The organism is Brucella sp. NBRC 12953 (assembly GCF_040369775.1).
GTDB classification, from domain to species: domain Bacteria; phylum Pseudomonadota; class Alphaproteobacteria; order Rhizobiales; family Rhizobiaceae; genus Brucella; species Brucella pseudogrignonensis.
In genome coordinates this window covers 148,295-170,790 of sequence record NZ_BAABSV010000008.1, presented here as the reverse complement: position 1 = coordinate 170,790, position 22,496 = coordinate 148,295, and the positions used below count along the sequence as shown (strand labels likewise).

The window sequence follows — 22,496 nt, the reverse complement described above, 5'->3', positions numbered from 1 at the left end:
CTGATGAAAATATCGGAAAGCAAAAATTTCACAAGGCGGCGCGAAAGATTATTTGTCGCAGCAAAAAGGCCCGGAAATCCGGGCCTTTGAATTCAATGATCTGCGTTTTCAGCCGCCAAACATGTAACGAAGACCCACACGGACATCGTGGATGTTCATGCCCTTGTCGTAGCCGTCGCCAACGCCATAGTTTCCGTTGAACATCTTGCCGCCGTTGATATGGCGGAAACGATAACCAGCATCAAGCTTGAGATTGTGTGTCAGATCAACTGACGCACCAGCCATAAGCGCGTAGGTGAAGCGCCAGTCAGCATCACCTTCGAGAACACCACCATTGGTGGTGTCGACGAGGTCGTTCCACTTGACGCGAGTGCCACCGATACCGGCGCCAACGTAAGGCGTAACGCCGCCGAAATTGCCGAGATCGACATAGGCGTTAGCCAGAAGCGACAAAGCAGACATCTTGCTTTCATCGCGATCGCTCGTGAATTTAGCGCGCGTCATATAGTCGAGCGTCAGGTCGGTGCGGAAATAATCAGTGACCTGATAACCAACACCACCGCCCAGCAAGAATGAGCCCTTCAGCTTGCCGCCATGAATTTCGGGGTCGCCTTCACCACAGGTGTTGCAACCACCGCCACCCGGCAAGCTGTAGGTTGCGCCACGGAATTTCGCTGCAGAATAACCGATATCGCCTCGCAAATACCAACCACCAACGGCTGGCGGAGCGACAACGACTTCCGGCACTGGCTCGATATAATCTGCAGCGAAAGCCGCAGGAGCCATTGCCGTCAGGGCAGCCGATACAGCAAGGCTTGCGCAAAAGGTTTTAATAAGACTGTTCATTCATCTGCCCCATCAATCTGTCACGCCACAACCGCGTCGGAACCGAGTTTTCAAAGGCAGAATATTCAGGAAAAGTTAAATACAACTTAACCTTGTTTTTTAACTACGTTTATTAACAGTTGCTAAACTACAACCTCTGCTGCACCGGACAAAAAAATAGCGCGGACAAGCCGCGCCATTTCTATTGAGATCGGTGTTTTATCAGGCCGCAGCACTTTCCGAAGAAATCACGTTGATGATGTCATTGACGACCTTCTCAACGAGTGCGCGGTCATCGCCTTCCGCCATGACCCGGATGAGCGGTTCTGTTCCGGATGGACGAATAACCAGACGTCCCTGCGAACCCAGACGATCAGTCGCTTCGTTGATAGCGCTCTTGACCTTCTTGTTCTCAAGCGGCTTTCCGCCAGCAGTACGAACATTCTTGAGGAGCTGCGGCACTGGCTCGAACTTGCGACACAATTCGCTTAGCGGCTTGTTCTCTTCCTGGGCAACAGCAAGAATCTGTAGCGCAGACACCAGACCGTCGCCAGTCGTTGCAAAATCCGACAAAACAATATGACCGGACTGTTCGCCACCTACATTGAAGCCATGCTCGCGCATATGTTCAACCACGTAGCGGTCGCCAACCTTGGTACGGGCCAGCGTCATATTGTGATCATGCAGGAAGCGCTCAAGGCCGAGATTGGACATGATCGTCGCGACAATACCGCCGCCCTGCAGACGGTCCGATTTAGCCCATGATTCGGCAATAACTGCCAGAAGCTGATCGCCATCGATCACGGTGCCGTTTTCATCGACAAGCAGAACGCGGTCCGCATCGCCATCCAGTGCAATACCGACATCGGCGCGCACTTCATGCACCTTCTTCATAAGGCCAATCGGATGGGTCGAGCCGCAATCCTCATTGATATTGATGCCGTTCGGCTCATCATTGATGGTGATGACTTCCGCGCCGAGTTCCCAAAGCGCTGCAGGTGCAACCTTGTAACCCGCACCATTGGCGCAATCGACCACAACGCGCAAACCATTAAGCGATATATTGCGTGGCAACGTACGCTTGGCAAATTCGATATAGCGATAGATATCACCGTCGACGCGCTTGGCCTTGCCCACTTCACCGTGGGTTGCAAGATGCGCGGACAGATCGCTGTCGATCAGGCTTTCAATCTTAAGCTCGATCTCATCGGACAGCTTGAAACCATCAGGGCCAAACAGCTTGATGCCATTATCATAGAAAGGATTATGCGAAGCCGAGATCATCACGCCGATATCCGCACGCAAGGAACGGCAGAGCATGGCGACCGCAGGCGTTGGAATTGGACCGAGCAGAAACACATCCATACCGGCGGCAGTGAAACCTGCAACCAGTGCGTTTTCCAGCATATAGCCGGAACGGCGCGTATCCTTGCCGATCACGACGCGCGAGGCCTGGCCTTTGCGGCGGAAAATATGCCCGACAGCCATACCAACTTTCATGGCAATATCAGGCGTCATCGGAAAGCTGTTGGCCTTTCCGCGAATGCCGTCGGTTCCAAAATATTTACGTGTCATATTCTTAGCCTTGCGTTGCGCCATAGAGCTGTCTCGAACCAATCAAATACAGTCGCTGTTAATCCGTGAGACGGCAATGGCATCCGGGATCGTTAGCCCGGTAATCGATTGTCTGCGTTATTACCGCAAAACCACCTGTCATTGCAATTTCGCCTTTCGGAGAAACAAACTACTTTAAAGCGTGAAACTCCAAATCTTTCCTATGATGCGCCGAAATCATTAACCGAGCCTTTCTCATCTGGTCTGCCAAAAAAGCAGAAAAGCCGGGCAGACTGCCCGGCTTTTCGTAAGTTTTGCAGATGGTTATTGCGGCTGCGGGTTTGGTTCGATGCCAGGTTCACCACCTGGTTCCTCACCCTTACGCTTGCGCGGGCTACCGGCTTTCGGCACGCCCGAACCGCGTGACGGCGTATCATTGCCCTGATCGCGCGATGGCTTGTTGCCAGCAATCAGTTCCTTGATTTCATCACCGCTCAGCGTTTCGTATTCGAGCAGACCTTCGGCCAGAGCAATCCAGTCCTCACGCTTTTCAGTCAGGATGCGGGTTGCTTCGGCATAGGCTTCATCAACCAGACGACGCACTTCACCATCAATGATCTGCGCGGTTGCTTCCGAGATATTCTGCGTGCGCGAAACCGAATGGCCCAGGAACACTTCTTCCTGATTGTCGCCATAGGCAACGCGACCGAGCTTGTCGGAATAACCCCACTGCGTGACCATCGAGCGCGCAAGCTTGGTTGCCTGCTGAATATCAGAGGATGCGCCCGACGTGATGTTTTCCTTGCCGAATTTCAGCTCTTCCGCAACGCGGCCACCCATCAGGATCGCAAGGCGCGATACCATCCAGGTATAGGTTGCCGAATAACGGTCGCCTTCAGGAAGCTGCATCACCATACCCAGCGCACGACCGCGCGGAATGATTGTCGCCTTATGAACAGGATCGGTGCTCGGTACGTTGATCGCAACGATGGCGTGACCTGCCTCATGATAAGCCGTATTGGCCTTTTCCTGCGGCGTCATGGCGGAACGGCGTTCCGCACCCATCATGATCTTGTCCTTGGCGTCTTCGAATTCCTGCATGGTCACGAGACGCTTGTTGCGACGCGCAGCCATAAGAGCAGATTCATTAACGAGGTTTGCAAGATCGGCACCGGAGAAGCCCGGCGTACCGCGTGCGACAACCTTGAGATCAACATTGGGTGCAAGCGGCACATTGCGCACATGCACTTTGAGGATCTGCTCACGACCAACAATATCCGGGTTCGGAACCACGACCTGACGGTCGAAACGGCCCGGACGCAAGAGCGCTGGATCAAGAACGTCAGGACGGTTGGTTGCAGCAATCAGAATGATTGATTCGTTTGCTTCAAAGCCATCCATCTCGACGAGGAGCTGGTTGAGGGTCTGTTCGCGTTCGTCGTTACCGCCGCCAAGACCGGCACCACGATGACGACCGACAGCATCGATTTCGTCGATGAAGATAATGCAAGGCGCATTCTTCTTGGCTTGTTCGAACATGTCGCGGACGCGGCTTGCACCAACACCGACAAACATTTCAACGAAGTCAGAACCAGAGATCGTGAAGAACGGAACATTGGCTTCGCCTGCAACAGAGCGCGCGAGCAAAGTCTTACCGGTTCCGGGAGGGCCTACGAGCAGAACGCCGCGTGGGATCTTACCGCCCAGACGCTGGAACTTCTGCGGATCACGCAGGAATTCGACGATTTCTTCGAGATCCTGCTTGGCTTCTTCAACGCCTGCAACGTCCTGGAACGTCACACGACCATGCGCTTCGGTCAGAAGCTTGGCCTTCGACTTGCCAAAGCCCATCGCACCGCGCGAGCCACCCTGCATCTGACGCATGAAGAAAATCCACACGCCGAGAATAAGGATCATCGGCAACCATGAAAGCAGAATGCCAAGGAGCGAGCTGGAGCCGTCGCTTTCAGGACGAGCGGTGATTGCAACGCCCTTCTCTTCAAGACGAGAAACCAGTCCGGTATCACCCGGCGAATAGGTCTGGAAGGTCGATCCATTATCGGCAAACGTACCGCTGATCCGTTCACCAGTGATGGTGACCGCTTTCACGCGTCCGTTTGAAACGTCATCGATAAATTGGGAGTAAGAAACTTCACGGGAATTCGTGCGCTGGCCAGGACTCTGGAACAGGTTGAACAGCGCTATCAAAAGTAGAGCAATGATCGCCCAGAGGGCGAAGTTGCGATAGTTCGGATTCATATCGGGTCCAATCGATACCACGGCCACCCGAGAAAAGGGCGGTACGATGTTTCGGCTTAACATAGGATCGAAGGAAGGCCTTGCCAAGGCGCGAGAGCCCCCTCACCTTCGATTCTTGTCAATCTGGTTTATAAAAATTAGGACATTCACGGCCAAACCGCTTTTCAACGGCATTTGCCAGCCCAAAATCATAGCCCGGAAGCACATGATCGAAGATTGCGAAGTGTTTCTCGACAGTGATTCCTGCAGGCAGCTGCTGCCCGTTAACTGCTGGAAGTTGCAATAGTTTGCCGTTTTCATAGATAGCAGGCAAAACCAGCAAAGCGTCTCTTTGAACGGAATCGACGTCGAGTTCCGACAGCTCTATGAAATCTGCCAGCTCTTGGCGATCCGGGCTCCGTATCTCCAGCGTGCGGTTGCCCTCATTTGTGAAACGAAACCGCCCGTCCCAGATAATCCTCTGACCCGTCTCAATCGGCATAATCGGCAGGTTGCGCCTCTCACGACGAAACCGGTGCGGCAATCCTTTTCGCCCGAGTTCAACAAGCGCTCCAAAAACCGTCATACGATCAGTTTTTTCATTCCCGGACAAAACTCTCTCTATGCGTGATCGCTCGGCATCGCCGGGGAGAAAACGTCGTCCGCCTGCAATAGATGCAAGCAGGCCTGAAAACAGACGTCGAACATTTTCTGGCAATGCTGCATAAATTTCCGTGTCGACCGAGATCGTGCCGAGAGGGCTCATCTTCACACAGTCTGGATCAGCCAGCGCTGACATCAGCGCCGCGTTGTCGCGTTTACGTGCAGCACCTGCCAAAGCGATCTGTGCGAGGATCGTTTCCGGATCTGCTTCTGCAGCGGAAGTGAGCCTTACACGCGGACGCTCATAGCTGGTATTGACGTTGCTTGGATCATCGATCCAGCTGATACCCTTCTTCGTCAGTTCATCACGCAACGTCATGCGCGACTGATCAAGCAAGGGGCGGATCAACTCAACAGAACTCTCCAGCCATGAACGGGAAGCCATGGCGGCAAGTCCACGCGCTTCCGAATGAGAGCTTCGCTCCTGACGCATCAGAAATGTCTCTATCTGATCGTCGCGCGTATGACCTGTCGCGATAAAATCAGCGCCCACTTCTTGTGCGGCCTGAACCAGCAAGCGGTAGCGCGCCGATCGCGCTGCTGCCGCAATGCCGGTCTTGGGTTTGGCTTCTTCCCAGGCAAAAACACGATGGGCAATGCCGTGGGCATGGCACAGTTTGCCGACATTTTCTGCTTCATCGGCGGATTCAGCGCGCAGGCGATGGTCGATGGTAACAGCTGTCAGTGGCGGCGGATTTTCCAATGTCGCCAGATGATCTTTGAGGAGGAAAAGGAGCGCAAGAGAATCGCTGCCACCTGAAACAGCAGCAACAATTCCTTTTGCACGCTCAAGTCCGAAGGGTTCAAAAATTTTGATCGGGGAAAGCCCCACTCATAGTCTCCAAAATCAGCATTTAATGCGCGTGCGCTCGTCCGTGACCCGCTTCAAAACTGCCGGCGCTGCATTCGGATAGCGGTCCGGAATCTGCTTGAACGTCGCGCATGCAACATCGTGATTATCCATTTTCTCAAGCGTCATGCCGAGCTTGAACATATTCTCCGGCGCGCGTTTTGAATCCGGATAATCGCGCTGCGTATCGATGAATACCGTCGCAGCTTCCGGGAAACGTGATTGACCGTAAAGCGATTCACCCAGCCAATAACGCGCCTCAGCTGTCGTGGGGTCCGCAGGGTAGCGTTTGATATGCTCACGGAAACCAGTCTCGGCGGCCTTGTAATCGCCCGACATCAGATACTGATAGGCAGCCTGATAGAGCGAGTTCGGATTATCGTCGGTCGGCAGAGAAGCGACAGCCTGTCCTGCAGGAAGTGCTGCGCCATGTTCAATCGGGCGCGGCTGAGCATTGATCGTTTCGCCGATTACATTGCCATTGTTATCGAAACGAATGGAGCCGAGAGACTGTGGAGGCTCCCCACGCTGCGGGCCGCCCTGAGGAGCTGCGCCAGAACCAATAGCAGTGGAATCGGCGCCCGATGGATTGTTCGCCGCCGTTTGAGAAGAAGAACCAAAATTACCATCTGGCGAAGCACCGCCTGAAACCCCGTTATCGGGGTTTCCAGCCGGAGCTGCATCAGCCAGCGATGTACCGTTGTTGCCATCTGTCGGCGCACCAACGGCATCCGCACGACCACCATTTTCCAGCGCCTGGAAACGGCGTTCATTTTCTTCCTGCATCTTCTGCATCTGGTCCTGCAATTCGAGAACCTGGAAGTTCATGGCTTCAGCGCGAGCGCCAAGCGTATCGGCAATAGCTGTGGGATTTGGCATACCCTGTGCACAAAGATCGCTGCCCGGCGGCGGCGTAACGGGAGCATCCTGACCGGCGCTTGCCTGTGCAGGTGCCGAACCGCCCTTTTTCTTTTCAAGCTCTTCAAAGCGGAACTGGTTGTCGTCCTGCGTCTTCTGCAGCTGTTCGTTGGTGAACGAAATCTGAGCATCCACATCCTCTACCTTACCGGTGAGATTGCGGATCACTTCCTGCTGCAAGCCGGGACTTTGCTGATAGCCACCCTGACCGCCAGCACCATTATCGCGCATCGCGTCGTCAAGAATAGCCGTTGAGCCGATGCTCACATGATTCTGTGCGCCGCCTCGGCCCTTTTCGAGTGCCTGAAAGCGGGTTTCATTGTCGCGCTGAATTTTAAGCATCTTGTCGCGCAACTGCAGAATGCGTGCATAAGACTGCGCATTCTGGTGCGCAAGATTACATACCTGCTGCGCGAACTGGTCACCGCCGGGATTACCCGCCTGCGCCAGCTGGATTTGCCCCTGCTGCGAAGAAACAGATGCCGCCAGACCCGGAGCACTTGCCAAAAGCGGCAACATGGCAAAAGCCAGTGTCACTTTCCTCATTGGTTTCCTCATTCCCTTTTGCCCCTATCGCTCATTTCCGAAAAATGATGGTGCCCTGAAATTATGGCCGCGATAAATATCGTCATGTTCCCGATGTTCAGGTATCGCGCCTGAATATTATCTGAACACCCGATTTCTCACGGCTCTTCTCAGCTTTTAGAGAAAATCCATAAAAAGCAAAGATGCTTTCCCTATGACACAGGCGACTTCGGCCAAAATTTGTCGAAGCGGCTAATATGCGCCTGCCAAAACGAAAAAAGCGGCCAAAAGGCCGCCTTTTCCGTATGAGTGTTGCGATATCGCATATCCAGTGAAGGTGCGAACGCAATCAAACGAGATGAGGTGTTCGACACCTCATTCTGTTTATTAGCTGCCAGCACCGTTAAGAACGGTAACGGCACGACGGTTCTGAGACCAGCACGAGTCGCTATCGCAAACAGCGATTGGACGTTCATTACCGTAGGAAACGGTACGCATACGGCTGGTTGGAACGCCACGAGCTGCAAGGAAGTCACGGGTTGCAGCTGCACGACGCTGGCCGAGTGCCAGGTTGTATTCGCGTGTACCGCGTTCGTCGGCATGGCCTTCAACAGTGATCGAGTACTGTGGGTAGCGCTGCAGCCACTGAGCCTGCTTCGACAAGGTCTGCTGTGCATCGGCACGGATCAGCGAAGAATCGAGATCGAACAGAATGCGGTCGCCAACATTCACAGTGAAATCCTGCGACGAGCCGGGCGTAGCAGCGCCACCAGCAAGGCCAAGATCACCGGCATTGTTTGGAAGGTTCTTCTTGGACGCACAACCAGCAACGGCGAGCGTCATGAAAAGGGCAATAGCGATAGGGCTACGTGCAATCGACTGGAAACGGCGCATGGGCCGGAGCTCCTTAAGATTTGATGTTCCTGCGTAACCAACCAATAATCATATTTAGGTTAAGGCAGGCTCAAGAAGTATGGTTAACGATTTCTTTCGGCCAAATGCAAACCGGTTTTTCCGGCAGCAATTCTGTTTCTAGCCCTTGATGGCTAAATGCGGCAGAAACACGGCCCAAAGGCTAAGATTGTGGCAATTTGAGCATAATCAGCCAATCTAGAGCTCTGTTCGCTCCTAATTCGCCTGTAGCTCTGTATTGGTCGTGCAAAATAAAAGGCGCGAAACAGAAGTTTCGCGCCTTGTTAAATATCAATGCAGCTTACCGCACTATTCGAGCAGTGGCGACCAGGCCGGATCGGAACCGAAGTTCGGCGTCTGGATCTGGCGCTCGTTACGACCCGTCAGATCAATCGTGAACAGCTTTGGTCCACCAGCGCCTGCAGCTTTACGGAAGAACATCAGGACGCGACCGTTTGGAGCCCAGGTCGGACCTTCATTGTGGAAGCCAGAAGTCAGCAGACGTTCACCTGTACCATCGGTCTTCATGACACCGATCGAGAACTGGCCCTGCGACTGCTTGGTGAAGGCGATCAGATCACCGCGTGGCGACCAGACAGGGGTCGAGTAGCTGCCATCACCCGCCGAGATACGGCGTGGATTGGAGCCATCGGCGCCCATGACATAAAGCTGCGGACGGCCACCACGGTCGGACGAGAAGACGATCTGCGAACCATCAGGCGAATAAGACGCACTCGTGTCGATTGCCTGACTGCTGGTGAGACGGGTTGTCGAGCGATTACGCAGGTCCATCGTGTAGACGTTCGCACTGCCATCGTCCTGCAGCAGGCTCATTACAACTTTCTGACCATCTGGCGAGAAGCGTGGCGCAATCGACATGCCGGGGAAGTTGCCGACAAGTTCGCGCTGACCGGTTTCAAGCTGCAGCAGATAAACGCGCGGCTGACCACCAGCGAACGACATATAAGTGACTTCCTGGCGGTTCGGCGAGAAGCGTGGCGTCAGAGCAATGTCACGGCCATCGGAAAGATAGCGCACATTCGCGCCGTCCTGATCCATGATCGCAAGGCGCTTGACGCGCTTCTGTGCCGGGCCGGATTCATCGACAAACACGATACGTGTATCGAAATAGCCCTTTTCACCGGTCAGGCGCTCATAAATCGCATCGGCGATGATGTGCGCAACACGACGCCAGTTATCCGGCGTGGTGAAAAACTGCTGGCCGATCATCTGCTGACCGCCAAACGTATCCCACAGGCGGAACTCAGCCTTCAAACGGCCATCTGGCTGCTTGGTAATGCGGCCCGTCACCAGTGCCTGCGCGTTGATAACTTTCCAGTCTTCAAAACGCGGCGATGCATCGGGATTGGAAATCTTTTCGATGAACGCGCCTTTGTTGATTGGCGCAAAAAGGCCAGAGCGCTCAAGATCCGCAGCAATGACAGAAGTGATGTTCGGTCCAAGCTGATCTGCCGACAGGAAATCGGTGATAGCAATTGGCAGTGGCTCGACCACACCCTTGTTGATGTTGATTTCCACCACCGCGCGAGCAGGCATGGTGGAAACAAGACTTGCAGCGATCACACAGGCGAAAGCCGACAAGGCTGCGCGGATCTTTGTTTTCATGATGCCTATTTTCATATCTTCTGGGACCTCTTTTGTCCTTGGCATTCAACTTGTTTGCGACCGGAAATCCGGTCAGAACATTTCGCTCGGGTCGAAGTTGACGATCACTTCCGACCATGAATCATATTTGTCTGCTGGCAGATTGTATGGTGCGCAACGAGCCACAGCGCGCTTGGCGCTTTCAGCTGCCGCACGGCCCACACCGTCACCACCGCCACCAGATGTTACCTCAGGAGAACCCTGGATAGAGCCGTCCTGATTAAGACGCATCTTCACCGTCACGACCAGACCTGGAGCGTCTGCCACACCGGCAGGCACATTCCAGCACTTGGAAATCGCACCACGAAGGGCATCCATTTCATTCTGGCTCAGCTTCGAGCCACCTGTATTCTTCTTGCCGCCCAACGATGCCTGATCGGTGGAACGCTTTGCGCCGCCGCCCGATGCCTTCTGCTTGTTGAGGAGTGCTGCCACTTCATCAGCAATGGCGTCATTCTTCGACTGCGAGGTCTGCGAGGCGGACTGCGTAGGCTTCTTTTCTTCCGTCGGCTTGCGATCAGGCGTCTTTGCCGTCTGCGCCTGCGGAGGTTTAGGCTTTGCCTGTGGTGCCGGAACATTATCCGGCAATTTGGGAGCCGTCTGATCAGGTGCTTCCGCCTGCTTCTCGATTGCTTCCGCAACCGGGTCCGGCTTCACTTCCTGCTTTTCTTCAGGCTTGGTCTGAACTTCGGTCGCAGGCACCGGTGTCGGCTGTTCCTGCGGCTTGGGTTCAGGTTTTGGATCTGGCTTCGGTTCCGGCTTTTTCACCGGCTCCGGCTGTGCTTTTGGTTCCTCAGCCGCTTCAATGGGCTTCGCCTTGTTATCAGGCTTTGGAGGCGTCTGAAGATCGACGTCGTTGTCGCCGACGTTTTGAGCATCGGGAACGACATTCGGCTTTTTCGTCGGAACAGGTGCCGACTTTTCCTTCATCGGCGCAGTCTTATCGCCCTGCTGGATCTGGGTGATCGATTCGATCGGCACGATGTCGACCGGAAACGACTCCGAATCCTGCACGTCGAAAGCCTTCGGCGAGGAGAAGGAGAAAAGCCCCAACGCGATAACGACGGTATGGAGGGCTACAGAAGATGTCAGGCCAGCCTTCATGATGGCGTCAGCTATCCTGCTCCTGGAGTGTCACAAGGCCGATATTCTTGAAACCGGCGGCGGAAATGCGAGCCATGACCTTCATGACGGTGCCGTAATCGGCAGCCTTGTCACCGCGCACGAAAATGCGCTCTTCGTAACCGGTCTTGGCAATCGCCTGAAGTTTGGCAACAACTTCATCAAGCGGAATTTCAGTTTCCTGCAGATAGATCTTGCCGTCATTGCTGACCGATACAGTGATCGGCTGCGTGTCGGCATTCATGGCTTTCGCCTGCGTATCCGGCAGATCGATAGGCACGCCAACCGTCAGAAGCGGAGCAGAGACCATGAAGATGATAAGCAGCACCAGCATCACGTCCACGAATGGCGTAACGTTGATTTCGCTCATCAATGCCTTCTTGCGGCCACGCCTGCGGCGTCCGCCCGATTGCATTCCCTGATTTCCAACTGACATGCCCATTTCAATATTCCCGAAGGCTCGATTTAGCTTTGATGCCGGAACGCTCTATTTTGTTTTCACGCTTGTCGTTATCGGAAAACCGGTTCCCACTTTTCCGCGACATGCATTAGCTGCGCGGCGTCAGCTTCTCATCAATTTGGCGCGACAGTATGGCAGAGAACTCATCCGCAAAGCCTTCGAGCTTGCCATTGACCTTACCCGCGTCACTCGACAGCTTGTTGTAGGCAATAACTGCAGGGATAGCGGCCAGAAGACCGATAGCAGTTGCAAGCAGCGCTTCCGCGATACCCGGCGCCACGACGGCGAGATTGGTGTTTTTGGATGCCGCAATTGCCTGGAACGAGGTCATAATACCGACAACCGTACCGAACAGACCGATAAAGGGTGCCGCTGAACCAATCGTTGCAAGGAAGCCGAGCCGCGATTCCAGCTTTTCGCTTTCACGCGCGAGTGCCACATCCATCGCCTTGTCGATACGCATCTGAAGTGCAATCGGAGACCGCGCACCCTTCTCAAATGACTTTTTCCACTCACGCATGGCAGCCATGAAGATGGAGGCCATACCCGTTGTGCGACGATCATTGAGATTGCGGTAGAGCTCTTCCAGCGATTGACCGGACCAGAAAGCCTGCTCGAAGCGATCAATTGCGCGGCGTGCGCGACCGTAAGCGACAATCTTGTCTACGATGATCGCCCAGGTCCAAACCGATGCAACGATCAGACCAAGCATAACAAGCTTAACGACCCAGCCTGCCTGCATGAACAGGCCCCAGAGGGTAATATCGGCGGCAGGGGCCGCAAGCGCAACATTTTCCATCGATCTACCGTCCTCGAATCCAAACGCCCGGCGTCATAACCGGGCGGCATCGCAAATTCTTCTAGAAACGTCCGTTTCCGAACGCCCCAACCTGCGCAGCTTTATCTAACGAGCTTTTTGCACACCCTGACGGATATGCTGACGCTCTGCGCCACAACCGCCATATCGGATTTCAACTTTAAATCCTCACAGCGCTTGTTACGGTTAATTTTGGTGAAAGGAAGGCGCTGCACTTCAACCCAGCCTCTCAACCGATTCCGTCAGCATGATTAATGGAATATTATGGTTAAGGATGCGTTATCATTTAAAGAGAAGCGCCATGTACCCGTTAATTATTGCGGGCGTTTCTGAAACTATTAGAGCGCCATGCATCCTCTTGGGCACACAAAGGTCGCTTTAACACTCTATCTTTACAGAATAATTTTACCTTAAACTGATCCAAGTTTAAGGAGTTACGCTGTAGTCAGCTTTCGTGAAAGCTTCACGCCATTCATCGGGAATACGGCGGGGATGACCTTCCTTGGTGATCATCACCGCCTCGACCTTGGCTTCTGACAGCAATCGTCCATCACAGGTGATCTTCTGCGCCATAATGACCCGTGCCCCGCGAATTTCGCTGACACGGGTTTCGATCAGGATGAGGTCGTCCATCTTTGCAGGCGATTTATAGTCGATCTCCATGCGGCGAACGACCCAGACCATTTCCTCACCAAGCGAACCTTCAGCAAGCTCGATATGGTGAACATCCTGAAGACGCAGGAAATCGGTGCGGCCGCGCTCGTAAAATTCGAGATAGCGACCGTGATAAACGAAGCCCGAGAAATCCGTATCGGCATAATAGATGCGGGCATAGAGATGATGGGTCCCGTCTTTCAGTTCGCCCGCAACCTGTGCATGATCCATAACTATTCGTCTTCCATGAAAAGGCCGAACTGCGACTGTTGTGTCACCTCAGCAGGCGCGGCCAGTCCCATATGTTGCCAGGCAAGTGCCGTCAAAACACGTCCTCGTGGGGTACGCTGCAAAAAGCCTTGCTGGATCATATAGGGTTCGATGATGTCTTCGATTGCGTCTCGCGGTTCAGACAATCCCGCTGCAATTGTTTCGATACCGACCGGACCACCGCCAAAATTGCGTGCGATCATATCGAGATAACGCCGGTCTAGCTGATCAAACCCGCGATTATCGACTTCGAGGCGCGACAACGCCTCATCGGCGATCTTGCGATCGATCACATCGGCACCTGCGACCAGCGCGAAATCGCGCACCCGGCGCAACAAACGGCCTGCAATACGTGGTGTGCCGCGAGAACGACGTGCGACTTCCAGCGCACCATCTGGCGAAATGCCCATCTGCATGATGCGCGCACCACGGCGCACGATATATTCAAGCTCTTCGACCGTATAGAAATTGAGCCTGACCGGAATACCGAAACGATCCCGCAAGGGCGTGGTCAGCAGCCCAAGACGGGTGGTCGCTGCAACCAGCGTAAATTTCGCAAGATCAATCTTCACCGAACGCGCCGCCGGACCTTCACCAATGATGAGATCGAGCTGAAAATCTTCCATCGCCGGATAGAGAATTTCTTCGACGGCCGGGCTCAAGCGATGAATTTCATCGATGAACAGAACATCGCGATCTTCGAGATTGGTCAGAAGTGCTGCGAGATCACCAGCCTTGGCAATCACCGGACCAGAGGTCGAGCGGAAATTAACGCCGAGCTCTTTGGCCATGATCTGCGCAAGCGTGGTTTTTCCCAGTCCCGGAGGCCCGACAAACAGCACATGGTCCAGTGCTTCGCCGCGCACTTTGGCGGCTTCAATAAAGACTTTTAGATTAGCGCGCGCAGCCGCCTGCCCCACAAAATCATTAAGCGTTTGCGGGCGTAGGGTGCTATCGGCATCTTCAGCGCTGATATCAGCATCAATAAGAGGGTTGCGGTCGCTCATGCCAGTCCTCTCGCATGAACATTAACCTGAGACAAGTATCTCACCGCGACAGCTCCTTCAAACCAAGGCGAATGAGCTTGGCCGAATCTGCATCTTCTCCGGCTTCTCTAAGTGCTGCGGCCACCGCATTGGCCGCCTGATCGCGTGAATAGCCCAGATTGGATAGCGCTGAAACCGCATCACTCACTGGTGCAGAAGCCGCACCCGCGCCGATTTCCTGCTTAAGCCCGATCGTGCCGCTGGCTTCCCCCGCAAAGGCCGGTGCCTTGTTCTTCAACTCGGTAACTATACGTTCGGCCACCTTCTTGCCAACGCCCGGCGCACGCGACACCATATTGATATCGCGCAAAGCAATCGCATTGGCGAGTTCCGGCACCGTCAATGTACCCAGAACTGCAAGCGCGACCTTGGCACCAACGCCCTGCACATTCTGCAACAGGCGGAACCATTCGCGCTCAAGCTGCGATGCGAAACCATAAAGGCGGATCATGTCCTCGCGCACATAGGTCTCGATAAACAGAACAGCCGCTTCCCCTGCCCCGCCCAGATTACCAAGCGTACGTGCCGAACAAAAAGCAACATAGCCAACGCCATGCACGTCGATGACGGCATGATCCTCAGCGATTTCATCGATCACGCCCTTGAGCTTGCCGATCATTTGATACCTATCCTGCTAAAAGCGCATCCCGAAAAATGTGTAACGGTTTTCGGAACAAGATACGCGTTAACTTAGAAGCGCCTGCAATCTGCGTGCGCTGACAATGCTCTGACGGTGATGTGCATGGCAGATGGCAATGGCGAGCGCGTCGGCAGCATCGCTCGTATCGAACGTTGCGCGCGGCATCAGAACCTTCACCATCATATGAATTTGCTGCTTTTCACCATGGCCCACGCCAATCACCGCCTTCTTGACGGCGTTGGGCGCATATTCCGCAACAGGAAGCCCGGCCTGAGCAGGCGCCAGAAGTGCAATACCGCGCGCCTGACCGAGCTTGAGCGTAGCAGTTGCATCCTTGTTGACGAATGTATGTTCGACGGCGGCTTCATGCGGCATGAATTCATGCAGGACCTTTGCGAGCCCCTCATGCAGCTGGCAAAGCCGTGAAGCGAGATCCATCTCGGCATTCGACGTCACCGTGCCGGAGCCGATAAAATGCAGGGAATTTCCAAGCGATTCGACAATGCCCCAGCCGGTACGGCGGAGCCCCGGATCAATACCAATGATGCGAATCGTTTCTTTCATAAGTGAACCCTATCCTCAGACAGGTTCACTTGACAGCATAAATGTGAACAAAAGAGAAACATGCGCGCCGGGAAGCGCACATCAAAGAAATATCAGGAAGCGCCGAAAGCGGTTTTGAGCAGCACAATCTGATCCGACACCGGATTGCCGCGCGGTGTGGTCTGCAGCGAAACGACTTCGCCATAGACATTGCGATCCATGCGGCGCACGCGGGCCTGAAGGCGGATCGAACGCTCTATAAGTTCAACGAAGGCAAAAGGAAGTTCATTCCAGCCTGCCGCTACATCGCCTGCCGATGGCGTATCAAGACGAACCTTGGCCTTTTCGGATTCAACCTGCTGACGGGACATTTCGCCATTGCGGGCAGCGCGCTGCAGCAGAAGCCATGAAGCAACCTGCATCAGGCGGGTGGTCAGGCGCATCGATTCGGCAGCATAAAGGGTTGCGGCAACTCGCGAGAGAGTGCGCGCTTCTTCACGGCCTTCACCATCGAGGTAGCTGGCCGCTTCCTCAACCATATCCATGCCTTCACTGTAAATCGGCTTAAAGGAATCCGAGAAAACCATGCGCTCAGCGAGGCTGATCATATTGCCCGGCATCTGTCCCTGTTCGCTAATCACTGCTCTGCCACCTTACATGAACGCATCAGCGTCCATTTTGTTGCTCGCATACCTCAAATGCATGCGAATGAATTTCTTGAACCGCTGTTCGATCATGGGGAGAGCGAAGACGGAACAGCCGCTTTTAATGAGTCCACGACAAACTGCACCTTCATGCACTGTCGCGCAAGAATATGTTTAATGAAGAGTTAATATTTTTGGGAGGATTTTCAATGATGGTAAACGACTAAAGCCAGTCGCGGAAAGACCGGAGCTGGCTTTCCGATAACGATATGCGCGAAAACAAAGAGATAAGCGTGCAGCGGGCGCAATCAAACGCATGACGCTCTGAAAACTCTGCCCGCAAGAAGAGCATAAAAAAAGAGCCGCAAAGGCGGCTCTCAGGAGTTTAACAGGGAGGCGTCAAACAGAGTGGCTAAACCACTCGGTAAGAATCCAGCCGAACTGGATGTAAACCATTTAACGCCGTTAAGATTAATGAAGCGTTAATTTTGGGCTCAAGCTGTGGAAGTTTCCGCGCCCTGTCAGCAAGCCCCAAAAAAGCCGCCCGAAGGCGGCTTTTAAAAATCACTCGATCATACCCGTTGCAAAGCAGGTTTCGGGTTTGAAGTGGTCGGAACCTTGGTGCCTTCAGCCGTTGCAGGCTTTGCCGCTGGCTTCTTGCCCCAACCGATCGTTGGCAGCCACTCAAGATAATAAGCCAGTGCGAATTGCATCACCACACCCGTTGCAATCAACAGCGTATCATATGGCAGACCACCCGGATTAACGAGCTTCATCACCTGCGCGACCATTGCCAGCAACGTACCCGCAATGAAGACCGGGAGCGAATGCTTACCCAGAATGGCAAGCGGATTATCAGAAGACGTGCGCGCAATACTGTTCAACGTCGGCACAACCGCGATCAGATACGCCATCGCCAGCACATGCAGTAGACGCGGAGCCGAAAGGAAGGTCTTGTCAAAGCCCGTCAGGACCGCAGGCATTCCCATCGAGGCATCAATGCCCCAGAGCGGAATACGAACCCATGCCAGCGACAGAACCAGATAACCGACAGCAGCTGCAATCAGCGCAGGATGTGCCGGGATTTTATCACCGCGACGCACATACATGACACCGGCAATACCGATCGCAAACAGGAACTGCCAGGACAGTGGGTTCAGGAACCAGACGCCGCCAGTCGGGTAGTTGATCGGTGCAACACCATAAAGACCCGACAGAAGCCAGACTGTACCCGACACAGCAACCATCAGCGAAAGGCTGATGCGTGCAAGCAGCAGCAGCAATGGCGTCATCAGAAGCATGACGGCATACATCGACAAAATATTGTTGTAGCCGAGCTGATGTCCAAGCGTGACGAGACCAAGCAGAGCCTCAACCGGCTGCTTGACCAGCGGGCCGATATTGATCTGCGTGAGCAGCTCACGATGCTTGAGGAAAATGGCGGCAGCGGCAAAAATACCGATCGTCGCAAGCGTCGTCATGATGTGCGCAGTATAAAGTACACAGGCGCGACGCCACATTTTCAAGGTCAGCACGAGACGATTACCCGGCGCAAACTTACCGCCATAGGCCAAAGCCACCGCCATGCCTGAAATCAGAACAAAAGCTTCAGCGGAATCAGAGAAGCCGAGATTCTTGTGCGTGAAGTGCTCGAAAATCGTTCCGGGTACATGATTGATGAAAATCGTAAGCAGTGCCAGCGCGCGGAACACGTCGATACGTGTGTCGCGAACCTTTGGCACTATTTTCGCCGTTTCACTCGTCATTTCACCTGCCTGCCGTTTGTTTTTCCGTCTGCAATAGCGCAGCACTCATTGCCGCCTATATAGCTGGTAATTCGGGCGGAACCCGGTTGGTTCCAATCAACTTTCGTTCCAGTGGATAACATAATGCCAGAACACGACCTTCCGGCCCTTCAACAAAGGCGTGCTAATGCAAAAGGACTGTTCAACGAAGTCCTCTTACTTTATGCCCGAATTCCATCAACATCTTTCGCTAGGTTTGGTTTATGAACACGCCCAATACTTCACAGGAAAATGAACGCTGCCGCCTGTTGCTGGTTGCACCACCGCTTGCCGATGGTGATGCGCTGGCAAAGCTTTTGTCTGCAGCGCTTTCAGGTGGCGATGTTGCAAGCGTGATTCTCGACGGTGGCGATCTGGATGAAGCTGCTTTTCAGGCATCAGCCCAGAAAGCCGTTTCCGTCATTCAGGAAAATGGTGCGGCGGCTATCATTCTCAATGATACCCGCATTGCAGGTCGCGTCGGTGCCGACGGCATACATATCGAAGGCAAAGCCAGTGAACTTGCTGAAGCCATCGAAAAGCACACGCCAAAATTTATCGTTGGCACGGGCAATCTTCGTGATCGTCACGGCGCGATGGAGATCGGCGAACTGCAGCCTGATTATGTTTTCTTTGGCAAAATTGGCGCAGACAATAAGCCCGATGCTCATCCTCGCAATCTTGCGCTGGCTGAATGGTGGGCTGAAATGGTCGAAATTCCAAGTATTGCACAGGCCGGCAATACGATTGAAAGTGTCGTTGAAGCAGCACAAACCGGCGCTGATTTTGTGGCCCTCGGCCGCGCAGTCTTCGAGGCCGAAGATCCTGCAAAGGCTGTCGCTGAAGCCAACAGGCTTCTCGATGAAAATGCACCCCGCTTTGAAAATTAAATCCGCCAAGGTTTTGTACGCCCCCATGAAGAGCAGAATTCTTCTCGCTACGGCTTTGATCTTTGTTGCATCTGCCCCCGCTGCAATGGCTGCGGGTGAACCGACAGGCGCACAAACAAACCATGACAGCAAGGGCGACAAGCCTGCGGAAAAGCCCAAAATGCTGCCGCAACCGGCATCAACCAGAACGCTTCCGGCGATCGATCCAAGCCGGTTTGGCGATAGGCCTGCGGATGAGGCTTTCGGTGCGTATCAGCGTGGGCTTTACCTGACTGCATTCAACCTCGCCAAACCGCAGGCTGAAAAAGGCGACCCGGCATCACAAACGCTGATCGCAGAGATCTATGCGCGTGGTCTCGGTGTACCTGCCGATCAGAAGCAAGCCGCTGAATGGTATGCGAAAGCAGCTGCGCAAGGCGTTAATGAAGCGCAGTTCCGTTATGCGGCCTTGCTTCTTCAGGGCAAATACATTGCGAAGAATACAGCCAAGGCCACAGAGCTGATGCAGAAGGCTGCCGAAGGCGGCAATGCCATGGCGCAGTTCAATTATGGGCAAATGCTGCTCATGAAAACACCGGGTAAAGCTGGTCTTGATCAGGCATTCCCGTGGTTTGAAAAAGCGGCTGATGCCAAGCTTGCCGATGGCGAATATGCGATCAGCCAGATTTACGCCAACGGCACCGACAAGATTGCACGCGACGAACCAAAAGCGCGTGAATATCTGCTGCGCGCCGCGCGCAAAGGCTATGATACAGCGCAATTCGATCTTGGCCGCTGGCTGATCGAAGGGCGTGGTGGCGACCGCAATTACGAGCAGGGCTTTGGCTGGATGCAGATTGCTGCGCAACGCGGAATGGTGATGGCGCAGGCATGGCTTGCCCGCCTTTATCGCGATGGCATTGGCACGGATGGCGATCTTGTTAAGTCAGCGGCCTGGTACATCATTGCCCAGAGAGCCGGTTTCCGCTCGCCGGACTTGAATGACATGATGGATGGTCTTGCAGACGACCAGCTCAAACAAGCAATCCAGACAGCAAACGACCTGCGGGTTCGATAATAATAGCCTTCATCAAAGCCTATTAATGCAAGAGCACGCACCTATAGCATAAAGTGTTAGAGCGGCCTTTGTGCGCCTTCTTGGACGCACAGCGCTCTAAATGTGCTGCTGTTTATTTGCGGCTTTGGCTGGTGCCTTATACCAAAACTCCTTGAGTATGATTCATGGCGTTTTGGTTAAGCCCGAGTGGCGATTGAACTTTTTTCAAGGCGTGATGCGTTAGTATCTTGAGCCGCCTTGGTATTACTGGGTTTCGTAAGCCTTTTTGCTCGCATCATAAACATAGGTCGTCGCATCATCAGCGCCGAGCTCACGCGTCTCGCCCGGAGCAGAGATCGTCGTACCCGTAAAATTTACCACCAGCTTGGGCATATCCGACTTTTCATCCGGAGCAAAAGCCACCTCGCCCTGGCTCGACACACAGGGCATCACTTCGCCGTCGGAGCAGGCAGCGCCATTATCTTCACCCGCCAACAGATAGCCGACATGGGTCCATGATTTGTTGAAGGCGAATATGTCAAAGCCATTGTAGGACGAACCGTTATCGAAACCGGCAATAGGAACGGCCAACACAATTTTCCCTGACGGCGTGCGATATTCTGCAACCTTGCGGTTCGTATCGACTTCGTCGGGTTTCTCGTAAGAGCCCATCGAACCGATATCACGCGCAGCATGGGCAAGCGTCCATGATCCATCCACCAGCACAAAGGTTGCTTCCGAGAGACTGACCTGAGCCTCCGGGCCGGCCTCTCCGCCCTCAGCCCCCTCTTTTTGCACGGGCGTTTCCCATGCAAAGCCGGTGAAATATTGCTTTCCTTCCAGCTCAAACTGATGACCCAGCCAATAGGTCGCCGTTACTCCTTTTCCAACATCGTAGGAATCAGAGCCGTTACCATCTACCTTGTAGATTGCTTGCAGAACTGCCCCCGCATCAGGTGCGGCGGCGGCGGCATCATGCTGGTGAGCATTAACAGCTGGAGATGCGGCTGAAGCGATGGTTGGAACACAAACAGCTGCGATAGTCGAGAGCAGCAGGCCTGCTGCGGCTGAGTGGAAAAACTTTTGACGGATGCCGGGGATTGCCTTCGCTGCGGTTTTCATAACTCTCTCCAGAAATTCTTGAGCATTATCGAACCGGAAGAAAACACGGAGCGATAAGATTGCGCCTCGGGTATAAAGTCGTGAACATACTCGAATGAGAGGTCTCACACAGAAAATCCTAGAGCGTCCTGCGCCCTTTTCGGCGCACAAAGATCGCTCTAACACTCTATACGTTCAGCATAATTCTACCTTAAACGAATTCAAGCTTGAGGAATTGTGCTGTAGTCGGACATAGGGCAGATTTTTGTGTCAGACCACAAGAAATTGCGATTAAGCTGAGCTGGCTCTGCAAAGCTGTTTCCGATGTTCCGCATCTTCAGACAGAAAAATTTATGCCTGAGATGATGCCTTACACGCCAAATTTCGCATTCAATGATACCGAGAATGAGCTCTCAGGCTTGCACAAAGCGCGATTTTATGGTCTTGGAAACCCGATTATCGTGGTTCGAGTTAAAAGATGGACGCAATCCCCCAATTTAACGTGGGCGATTGCCTTTCTGTCGTGATGCGCCGGGCCGCAACAGTTTTCACTTTTTATTCCCGGATTAAGCTCATGAAGATCAATGGTAACGAAATCCGCCCAGGCAATGTCATCGAGCATGATGGCGGTCTGTGGGCTGCGGTTAAGACCAATGCGGTCAAGCCAGGTAAAGGCGGCGCCTACAATCAGGTCGAACTGAAGAACCTCATCACCGGCACCAAGCTCAACGAACGTTTCCGCGCTGCAGAAACCGTTGAACGCGTTCGTCTGGAGCAGAAGGACTTCTCGTTCCTCTATGAACAGGGTGAAGCTCTGGTATTCATGGATACAGAATCCTACGAACAGCTCGAACTGCTCAAGGATTTCGTTGGCGACCGCGCAGCTTTCCTTCAGGACGGCATGATGGTCACGGTCGAACTTTACGAAGAAAAGCCAATCGGCATCCGTCTTCCAGAGCAGGTTACGCTTGCAATCGTTGAAGCTGACCCGGTCGTCAAGGGCCAGACGGCTGCTTCTTCCTACAAGCCAGCGATCCTCGAAAACGGCATCCGCATCCTCGTTCCACCATTCATTGAATCGGGCGAACGCGTGATCGTTGACACCAGCGAACTGACCTACATCAGCCGCGCATAATCTACTTATCCAAAATTCAGCGGCGCCTGCTTGTCTGGCGCCGCAGTCCGGCCTCTCCATGAGACCGTGACAGTTCTTTCTCAGATTGCTCAGTTTTGAGTGCCATTCGATCTGATCCGATCAGATCGGCGCTCTCAGGTTTATAAACGCGCATCTTTTCCGAAAACCGGCTCACAGGTTTCGGGATGCGCTTCTAAAAAGGAT

Annotated in this window: 20 protein-coding genes; 3 read left to right on the top strand and 17 right to left on the bottom strand. The window is 53.8% G+C overall.

Annotation, left to right across the window (positions count from 1 at the left end; translation table 11 throughout):
- Positions 1–108: 108 nt before the first annotated feature.
- The 16 genes from ABWV94_RS18805 to ABWV94_RS18730 form a co-directional block, all read right to left on the bottom strand.
- A complete protein-coding gene (locus ABWV94_RS18805) occupies positions 109–846 on the bottom strand; it encodes an outer membrane protein (RefSeq protein ID WP_007876562.1) in 738 nt (245 codons plus the stop codon).
- A 201-nt stretch (positions 847–1,047) separates the two neighbouring features.
- Positions 1,048–2,400 (bottom strand): phosphoglucosamine mutase, encoded by a 1,353-nt coding sequence (glmM, locus tag ABWV94_RS18800; RefSeq protein ID WP_353414914.1) that lies wholly within the window; start codon positions 2,398–2,400, stop codon positions 1,048–1,050.
- Between the two features lie 303 nt (positions 2,401–2,703).
- A complete protein-coding gene (gene ftsH, locus ABWV94_RS18795; protein WP_007876567.1) occupies positions 2,704–4,638 on the bottom strand; it encodes an ATP-dependent zinc metalloprotease FtsH in 1,935 nt (644 codons plus the stop codon).
- 118 nt (positions 4,639–4,756) lie between these two features.
- The gene (gene tilS / locus ABWV94_RS18790; protein ID WP_113497782.1) at positions 4,757–6,112 is read right to left on the bottom strand and encodes a tRNA lysidine(34) synthetase TilS; all 1,356 of its coding nucleotides are present in this window, start codon (positions 6,110–6,112) and stop codon (positions 4,757–4,759) included.
- Between the two features lie 15 nt (positions 6,113–6,127).
- Complete coding sequence (ybgF, locus tag ABWV94_RS18785) at positions 6,128–7,606, bottom strand: tol-pal system protein YbgF (protein ID WP_113497780.1); 1,479 nt, start codon at positions 7,604–7,606, stop codon at positions 6,128–6,130.
- Positions 7,607–7,960: 354 nt separating this feature from the next.
- Positions 7,961–8,467: a peptidoglycan-associated lipoprotein Pal gene (gene pal, locus ABWV94_RS18780; RefSeq protein WP_007876572.1), complete on the bottom strand. Its 507-nt coding sequence runs from the start codon at positions 8,465–8,467 to the stop codon at positions 7,961–7,963.
- A gap of 327 nt (positions 8,468–8,794) precedes the next feature.
- A complete protein-coding gene (tolB, locus tag ABWV94_RS18775) occupies positions 8,795–10,126 on the bottom strand; it encodes a Tol-Pal system beta propeller repeat protein TolB (protein WP_007876573.1) in 1,332 nt (443 codons plus the stop codon).
- A 57-nt stretch (positions 10,127–10,183) separates the two neighbouring features.
- Positions 10,184–11,254, bottom strand: a complete 1,071-nt coding sequence (gene tolA / locus ABWV94_RS18770) for a cell envelope integrity protein TolA (RefSeq protein WP_064321043.1) — start codon at positions 11,252–11,254, stop codon at positions 10,184–10,186.
- 7 nt (positions 11,255–11,261) lie between these two features.
- Positions 11,262–11,714 carry a protein TolR gene (gene tolR, locus ABWV94_RS18765; protein ID WP_007876576.1) on the bottom strand — a complete coding sequence of 151 codons (453 nt, stop codon included), beginning with the start codon at positions 11,712–11,714 and terminating at the stop codon, positions 11,262–11,264.
- A gap of 106 nt (positions 11,715–11,820) precedes the next feature.
- Positions 11,821–12,531: a protein TolQ gene (tolQ, locus tag ABWV94_RS18760; protein ID WP_064321044.1), complete on the bottom strand. Its 711-nt coding sequence runs from the start codon at positions 12,529–12,531 to the stop codon at positions 11,821–11,823.
- Between the two features lie 444 nt (positions 12,532–12,975).
- Positions 12,976–13,434: a YbgC/FadM family acyl-CoA thioesterase gene (locus ABWV94_RS18755; protein WP_007876581.1), complete on the bottom strand. Its 459-nt coding sequence runs from the start codon at positions 13,432–13,434 to the stop codon at positions 12,976–12,978.
- 2 nt (positions 13,435–13,436) lie between these two features.
- Positions 13,437–14,480 (bottom strand): Holliday junction branch migration DNA helicase RuvB, encoded by a 1,044-nt coding sequence (gene ruvB, locus ABWV94_RS18750; RefSeq protein WP_007876583.1) that lies wholly within the window; start codon positions 14,478–14,480, stop codon positions 13,437–13,439.
- 40 nt (positions 14,481–14,520) lie between these two features.
- The gene (ruvA, locus tag ABWV94_RS18745; RefSeq protein ID WP_064321046.1) at positions 14,521–15,138 is read right to left on the bottom strand and encodes a Holliday junction branch migration protein RuvA; all 618 of its coding nucleotides are present in this window, start codon (positions 15,136–15,138) and stop codon (positions 14,521–14,523) included.
- Positions 15,139–15,204: 66 nt separating this feature from the next.
- Positions 15,205–15,723, bottom strand: a complete 519-nt coding sequence (gene ruvC / locus ABWV94_RS18740) for a crossover junction endodeoxyribonuclease RuvC (protein WP_007876587.1) — start codon at positions 15,721–15,723, stop codon at positions 15,205–15,207.
- A gap of 92 nt (positions 15,724–15,815) precedes the next feature.
- A complete protein-coding gene (gene rcdA, locus ABWV94_RS18735) occupies positions 15,816–16,322 on the bottom strand; it encodes a protease adaptor protein RcdA (protein WP_007876590.1) in 507 nt (168 codons plus the stop codon).
- A 596-nt stretch (positions 16,323–16,918) separates the two neighbouring features.
- Positions 16,919–18,112, bottom strand: coding sequence for an OpgC family protein (locus tag ABWV94_RS18730; RefSeq protein ID WP_113497778.1), 1,194 nt, complete (start codon positions 18,110–18,112; stop codon positions 16,919–16,921).
- A gap of 242 nt (positions 18,113–18,354) precedes the next feature.
- On the opposite strand from ABWV94_RS18730, the gene ABWV94_RS18725 reads away from it, so the two are divergent.
- On the top strand, positions 18,355–19,020 hold the full coding sequence (locus ABWV94_RS18725) for a thiamine phosphate synthase (RefSeq protein ID WP_064321049.1): 666 nt from the start codon (positions 18,355–18,357) through the stop codon (positions 19,018–19,020).
- 25 nt (positions 19,021–19,045) lie between these two features.
- Positions 19,046–20,077, top strand: a complete 1,032-nt coding sequence (locus ABWV94_RS18720) for a tetratricopeptide repeat protein (RefSeq protein ID WP_113497776.1) — start codon at positions 19,046–19,048, stop codon at positions 20,075–20,077.
- Positions 20,078–20,320: 243 nt separating this feature from the next.
- On the opposite strand, the gene ABWV94_RS18715 is transcribed toward ABWV94_RS18720, so the two are convergent.
- Positions 20,321–21,178: a hypothetical protein gene (locus ABWV94_RS18715; protein ID WP_353414909.1), complete on the bottom strand. Its 858-nt coding sequence runs from the start codon at positions 21,176–21,178 to the stop codon at positions 20,321–20,323.
- Positions 21,179–21,731: 553 nt separating this feature from the next.
- On the opposite strand from ABWV94_RS18715, the gene efp reads away from it, so the two are divergent.
- Positions 21,732–22,292, top strand: a complete 561-nt coding sequence (gene efp / locus ABWV94_RS18710) for an elongation factor P (protein ID WP_007876600.1) — start codon at positions 21,732–21,734, stop codon at positions 22,290–22,292.
- Positions 22,293–22,496 lie beyond the last annotated feature (204 nt).